The organism is Melaminivora alkalimesophila, assembly GCF_000282995.1.
Taxonomy (GTDB): Bacteria; Pseudomonadota; Gammaproteobacteria; order Burkholderiales; family Burkholderiaceae_C; genus Melaminivora; species Melaminivora alkalimesophila.
This window is the reverse complement of record NZ_ALEE01000289.1, coordinates 1-5,996: the sequence shown is the minus strand read 5'-3', so window position 1 is coordinate 5,996 and position 5,996 is coordinate 1. Positions and strand designations below refer to the sequence as shown.

Genomic DNA, 5,996 nt, shown 5'->3' with positions numbered 1-5,996 from the left:
CGATGCGCGAGATCCGCAAGCGGGTCGAGTGGCGCCGCCTGCCGATCATCGCGCTCACCGCCAAGGCGATGAAGGACGACCAGGAGAAATGCCTGGCAGCCGGGGCGAGCGACTACATCGCCAAGCCGCTGGACGTGGAGAAGCTGCTGTCGCTGGTGCGCGTGTGGATGCCCAAGTGAGCCGCCGCCCGGAGGAATGAGCCGTGCCACAAGCCCGCCGGACCGCCGAGATCGAGCAGCAACTGCTGGTGGAGGCCATCTACCGCCGTTACCACTACGATTTCCGGGGCTATGCCCAGGCCTCGCTGCGCCGGCGCCTGCAGACCGCCCTCACGCACTTTGGCTGCAGCAGCCTGTCGCAGCTGCAGCACCTGGTGCTGCACGACCCGGCGGTGTTCCCGCAGCTGCTGCAGTACCTGACGGTGCAGGTCAGCGACATGTTCCGCGACCCGGAGTACTTCCGCGCGCTGCGCGAGAAGGTGGTGCCGATCCTGCGCACCTACCCGTCGCTGAAGATCTGGATCGCCGGCTGCAGCGCCGGCGAGGAAGTCTGGTCCATGGCCATCCTGCTGCGCGAGGAGGGGCTGCTGGAGCGTTCGCTGATCTATGCGACCGACATCAACGCGGCGGCGCTGCACAAGGCCGAGGCGGGCGTGTACGAGATCGAGCGTGTGCCCGGCTTCAGCGAGAACCACGCGCGCTCGGGCGGGCGCAGCTCGCTGTCCGAGCACTACAGCGCCGCCTATGGCCGGGTGGTGTTCGACAAGAGCCTGCGCCGCCACATCGTGTTCTCCGACCACAGCCTGGCGACCGACAGCGTCTTTGCCGAGATGCAGCTGATCTCCTGCCGCAACGTGCTGATCTATTTCGAGCGCCCGCTGCAGGACCGGGCCATCGGCCTGTTCCACGAATCGCTGTGCCGGCGCGGCTTCCTCGGGCTGGGCAGCAAGGAATCGCTGCGCTTTTCCGCGCACGGCGGGCAGTTCGAGGAGTTCGCCGCGCGCGAGCGCATCTACCAGAAGAAGGCCGGGACATGAGCGGCCGCGCCATCGCCATCGGCGGCTCGGCCGGGAGCATCGAGGTGCTGGGCCAAGCGCTGCCGGCGCTGGCCCCTGCGCTGGGCGCGCCGGTCATCGTGGTGCTGCACCTGCCGCGCGAGCAGCCCAGCCTGCTGTGCGATATCTTCGTGCGCCGCTGCCGGCTGGCGGTGTGCGAGGCCCAGGACAAGGAGCCGCTCGAGGCTGGTACGATCTATTTCGCGCCGCCCGACTACCATGTGCTGGTGGACACCGGGCCGACACTGGCCCTGTCCATCGCACCGCCGGTGCATTTTTCCCGGCCCTCGATCGATGTGCTGTTCGAATCCGCGGCCGACGTCTATGGCGCGGGCCTCACGGCAGTGCTGCTGTCGGGGGCGAATGCCGACGGAGCGCAGGGGCTGGTGGCCGTCCAGCGCGCCGGGGGCAGGACCATCGTGCAGTCGCCCGAGAGCGCGCGCGCGCCGGCCATGCCGGAGGCGGCGCTGAGGCTCCTGCAACCCAACCACCTGCTGGCGCCCGAGGCGCTGGCGCCCTTGCTCAACCAGTTGCATCCAGGGAGGACGCCGTGATCTTTGCGCCGCAGCCGCCGACGCCATCGCCCGCGGGCCCGCACGCCGCGTCGGCCGGCGCCTGCTCGCGCGTCAAGTGCCTGCTGGTGGACGACGTCGCGGAAAACCTGGTGGCGCTGGAGGCGCTGCTGCAGGGCGAGGAGGTGGACATCCTGAAGGCCGACTCCGGCCCGGCGGCGCTGGAGCTGCTGCTGCAGCACGAGGACGTGGCGCTGGCGCTGCTGGACGTGCAGATGCCCGACATGAACGGTTTCGAGCTGGCCGAGCTGATCCGCGGCTCGGAGCGCACGCGCCACATCCCGCTGATCTTCATGGCCGCCGGCGCGCAGGACCAGCGCCGCCAGTTCAAGGGCTACGAGGCCGGGGCGGTGGACTTTCTCTACAAGCCCATCGACCCGCACATGCTCATCAACAAGGCACGCGTGTTCTTCGACCTGCAGCGCCAGAAGCGGGCGCTCGCTGCCGAGCTGCAGCGGCGCACCGAGGAGCTCTACATCAACGAGATGTTCATGGCCGTGCTGGGGCACGACCTGCGCTCGCCGCTGTCGGCCATCCTGGCGGGTGCGGCGATGCTGCAGCGCCCGCTGGAGCCGGGGCGCGTGCGCGAGCTGGCGGCCCGCTCCGAGCAGGCGGGGCGGCGCATGCTGTCGATGATCGAAGACCTGCTGGACGTGACGCGCGCGCGCCAAAGCGGCGGGCTGGTCATGCTGGCGGCGCCGATGGACCTGCGCCAGCAGGTCGAGCGCGTGCTGCAGGAGGTGCGGGCGGCCCATCCGCAGCGCGAGTTGCGCCTGCAGTGCGCGGGCGACCTGCGCGGCGCCTGGGACGAGGCGCGCCTGGGACAGGTGCTGGCCAACCTGCTGGGCAACGCCATGCACCACGGCAGCGCCGACCAGCCGGTGGAGCTGGAGCTCGACGGCACGGCGGCCGATGCGGTGGTGCTGCGGGTGTCCAATGGCGGGCAGATCCCGCCCGCGCTGCTGCCGCGGCTGTTCGAGCCCTTCCGCGGCCGCAGCAGCACGCTCGGGGAGCAAAAGGGCCTGGGATTGGGCCTGTTCATCGTGCACCAGATCGTGCAGGCGCACGGCGGCCGCATCGAGGTCCACTCGGCCGACGGACGCACCGTGTTCACGGTCTGGCTGCCGCGCAGCAGCGCAACCCGGGCGGCCGGGGAATGAGGCACCGCGGCGCGCCACGCGCGCGGGCCGCGTCAGCGTCAGCCGACGCCTGCGCCCTGCAGCTCGGCCTGGATGCTGTCCAGCAACCCTTCCAGCGCGTCGATGTCGAAGGGCTTGGGCAGGACGTGGATGTGCGGGCCGGCCTGGCGCAACTCCGCCCCGATCGGATAGCCGGAGCACAGGACGATGCGCTGCTGCGGGTCGCGCTCCAGCAACGCCTGGCACAGCTGCGTGCCGGACATCCCGGGCAGGCTTATGTCCGTGACCACCAGGTCGAAGCCGCCCTCGTCGGCGCAATGCCTCAGGGCTTCCTCGGCGCTGGCGCAGGCCACGATGCGGCGCCCGGGACCTTCCATCAGCATGGCGATGGTGTCGCGCAGTTCGTGGCTGTCTTCAACGTAAAGGATGCGCAAGGGAATGCTCTCCATGGTTCGGGTTGGATGAATGCTTCCATTGTGGCCAGTCCTTGCCGACCCGCGCTGTAGGACGATGGCCCGAGAGCCCGCGCCGCGCCCGTCTCCACCCCTTGCCGCTGCCCCGACATGAACCTTGCCCACCTTCTCGCCCGCAGTGCCCGCGTCCATGCCGACCGCCCGGCGCTGCTGCACGGCGCGCGCGTGCTGCACAGCTACGGCACCCTGGGCGCGCGCGTGGCGGCCCTGGCCGGCCACCTGCGCACGGCCTGCGGCGTGGCGCCCGGCGAGCGCGTCGCGCTCTGGGCCGCCAATTGCCCGCAGTACCTGGAGGCACTGCAGGCCATCCACTGGGCGGGCGGCGTGTGCGTGCCGGTCAACCACAAGCTGCACGAGCGCGAACTGGCCTACGTGCTGGCGCACAGCGGGGCGCGCGTCGCGCTCTGCGCCCCCGGGGCGCTGGAGGCAGTGGCCCGGGCCGCGGGCAACGGGAGCGGCGTCCGGCTGCTGGCGCTCGGTGGCCCCGACTGGGAGCGCGCGGCGCGCGGCGCGCCCCTGGCCCTGACCGAGCGCGCACCCGAGGACATCGCCTGGCTGTTCTACACCTCCGGCACCACCGGGCGCCCCAAGGGCGTGATGCAGACGCACCGCAACCTGCTGGCCATGACGCTGGCTTACTTCGCCGACGTCGACGGGGTGGACGCGCGCGACGCCATGGTCTACGCCGCGCCGCTGTCGCACGGCGCGGGCCTGTACCACTACGCCCACATGCTGCGCGGCGCGCGCCACGTGGTGCCCGAGTCGGGCGGCTTCGATGCCGCCGAGCTGGCGGAGTTGGCGTCCGCCGTCGGGCGGCTGTCGCTGTTCGCCGCGCCGACCATGGTGCAGCGCCTGGTGGCGCACCTGGAGGCCACGGGGGCGGCCTGCGAGGGCTTCAAGACCATCGTCTACGGCGGCGGGCCGATGTACGTGGAGGACCTGCGCCGGGCGCTGGCCGTGATGGGCCAGAAATTCGTGCAGATCTACGGCCAGGGCGAGTGCCCCATGACCATCACGGCGCTGCCGCGCGCGCACATCGCCGACACCGCCCATCCGCGCTGGGCCGAGCGCATCGCCTCGGTCGGCGTGGCGCACTCCTGCGTCGAGGTGCGCGTGGTGGACGAGGAGGGCCGGGCGCTGCCCGCCGGAGAGATGGGCGAGGTGGTGGTGCGCGGCGAGCCGGTGATGGCGGGCTACTGGGCCGACGAGGAGGCGAGCAGCCGCACGCTGCGCGGCGGCTGGCTGCACACGGGCGACATCGGCAGCCTGGACGAAGACGGTTTTCTCACGCTGCGCGACCGCGCCAAGGACGTGATCATCTCCGGCGGCTCCAACATCTACCCGCGCGAGGTCGAGGAGGTGTTGCTGCTGCATCCGCGCGTGGCCGAAGTGGCGGTGATCGGCTGCCCCGACGCCGAATGGGGCGAATCGGTGCTGGCCTTCGTCGTCGCCAAAGGCGCGCAGCCCGTTGCGCCCGAGGAGCTCGACGCGCTGTGCCTGGCGCACATCGCGCGCTTCAAGCGGCCCAAGGCCTACCGTTTCGTGCCGGCGCTGCCCAAGAACAGCTACGGCAAGGTGCTCAAGACCACGCTGCGCGCCTGGGCCGAGCGCCCACCTACCGAGGAAACCCACGCATGAATCCCGCTATCAAGACCCTGCGCATCGACTTCGTCTCCGACCTGGTCTGCCCCTGGTGCGCCATCGCTTTCCGGACGCTGGAACTGGTGCGCGAGCGGCTGGCCGGCAAGATCGGGCTCGAGCTGCACACCCAGCCTTTCCAGCTGAACCCGGACATGGGCCCGGAAGGCGAGCCGCTGCGCGAATACCTGGCGCGCAAGTACGGCAGCACGCCCGCGCAGTTCGACCAGATGCACCAGGCCATCGCCGAGCGCGCGCGGGCGATCGGGCTGGAGTTCGACCTGGAGCGGCGCACGCACAGCTACAACACCTTCGACGCGCACCGGCTGCTGTACTGGCTGGGCGAGGAGGGCGCGCCGGGGCAGCAACACGCGCTCGAGGGCGCGCTGTTCGAAGCCTACTTCCGCCGCGGCGAGAACCCGGGCGCGCCGGCGGTGCTGCTGCGCCTCGCAGGCGAGCTGGGCCTGGACGCGGCGCGTGCGCGCCAGGTGCTGGAGAGCGGCGAGTTCGCCGAGCAGGTGCGCGAGCGCGCGCGCCACTGGCAGGCGCTGGGCATCCGCTCGGTGCCGGCGGTCGTCATCGAGGGCCGGCACCTGGTGCAGGGCGGCCAGCCGGCGGAGGTCTTCGAGCAGGCGCTGCGCCAGGTGGCGGCGCAGCGCGGCTGAGCCGCTGCGCCGCGCGCCCTCACTTCACCGGGATCGGCGTCTCGCGCGGCACGGGCACGGCCGAGAGGCTGTTCTGCGGCGAGCCGTCGATCAGCTTGTCGGAGTAGGTCAGGTAGACCAGCGCGTTGCGCTGGGCATCGACCATGCGCACCACGCGCAGGCGCTTGAAGAGGATCGACATGCGCTCGCTGAAGACCTGCTGCTGGCGCGGCAGCGGCTTGTCGAAGGCGATCGGTCCGACCTGCCGGCAGGCAATCGAAGCCTCGGCGCGGTCTTCCGCCAGCCCGAGCGTGCCCTTGATGCCGCCCTTGCGCGCCCGCGAGACGTAGCAGGTCACGCCGGCGACCAGCGGGTCGTCGTAGGCCTCGACGACGATGTCGTGGTCGCGCCCCAGCCACTGGAAGGCCGTGTCCACGCTGCCGATGCGCTCGGCCTGGGCGGCGGCGGCGCCGGCC

At 71.5% G+C, this 5,996-nt stretch carries 8 protein-coding genes; 6 read left to right on the top strand and 2 right to left on the bottom strand.

What is annotated here, in order from left to right; all coding sequences use genetic code 11:
- The 4 genes from A612_RS16450 to A612_RS05480 all read left to right on the top strand — a co-directional run.
- A partial coding sequence (locus A612_RS16450; protein WP_141630329.1) for a response regulator occupies nucleotides 1-179 on the top strand: 179 nt, incomplete at its 5' end.
- Nucleotides 180-202: 23 nt separating this feature from the next.
- Entirely contained in the window at nucleotides 203-1,036 is an 834-nt protein-coding gene (locus tag A612_RS05490) for a CheR family methyltransferase (protein WP_019373535.1), read from the top strand.
- On the top strand, nucleotides 1,033-1,608 hold the full coding sequence (locus A612_RS05485; protein ID WP_019373534.1) for a chemotaxis protein CheB: 576 nt from the start codon (nucleotides 1,033-1,035) through the stop codon (nucleotides 1,606-1,608). Before A612_RS05490 ends, A612_RS05485 begins: the two co-directional genes overlap by 4 nt.
- Entirely contained in the window at nucleotides 1,605-2,786 is a 1,182-nt protein-coding gene (locus tag A612_RS05480) for a hybrid sensor histidine kinase/response regulator (protein WP_019373533.1), read from the top strand. Before A612_RS05485 ends, A612_RS05480 begins: the two co-directional genes overlap by 4 nt.
- A gap of 38 nt (nucleotides 2,787-2,824) precedes the next feature.
- Here A612_RS05480 and A612_RS05475 read toward each other — a convergent pair whose 3' ends face one another.
- Nucleotides 2,825-3,199 carry a response regulator gene (locus A612_RS05475; protein WP_040436168.1) on the bottom strand — a complete coding sequence of 125 codons (375 nt, stop codon included), beginning with the start codon at nucleotides 3,197-3,199 and terminating at the stop codon, nucleotides 2,825-2,827.
- Nucleotides 3,200-3,328: 129 nt separating this feature from the next.
- Here A612_RS05475 and A612_RS05470 point away from each other — a divergent pair, with 129 nt between their 5' ends.
- Both A612_RS05470 and A612_RS05465 read left to right on the top strand, forming a co-directional pair.
- Nucleotides 3,329-4,876 (top strand): class I adenylate-forming enzyme family protein, encoded by a 1,548-nt coding sequence (locus A612_RS05470; protein WP_019373531.1) that lies wholly within the window; start codon nucleotides 3,329-3,331, stop codon nucleotides 4,874-4,876.
- Entirely contained in the window at nucleotides 4,873-5,541 is a 669-nt protein-coding gene (locus tag A612_RS05465; protein ID WP_019373530.1) for a DsbA family oxidoreductase, read from the top strand. The genes A612_RS05470 and A612_RS05465 overlap by 4 nt, the downstream gene beginning before the upstream one ends.
- Before the next feature lie 19 nt (nucleotides 5,542-5,560).
- On the opposite strand, the gene A612_RS05460 is transcribed toward A612_RS05465, so the two are convergent.
- Nucleotides 5,561-5,996, bottom strand: a 436-nt coding sequence (locus tag A612_RS05460) for a CreA family protein (RefSeq protein ID WP_019373529.1), incomplete at its 5' end; no start/stop codon positions are given.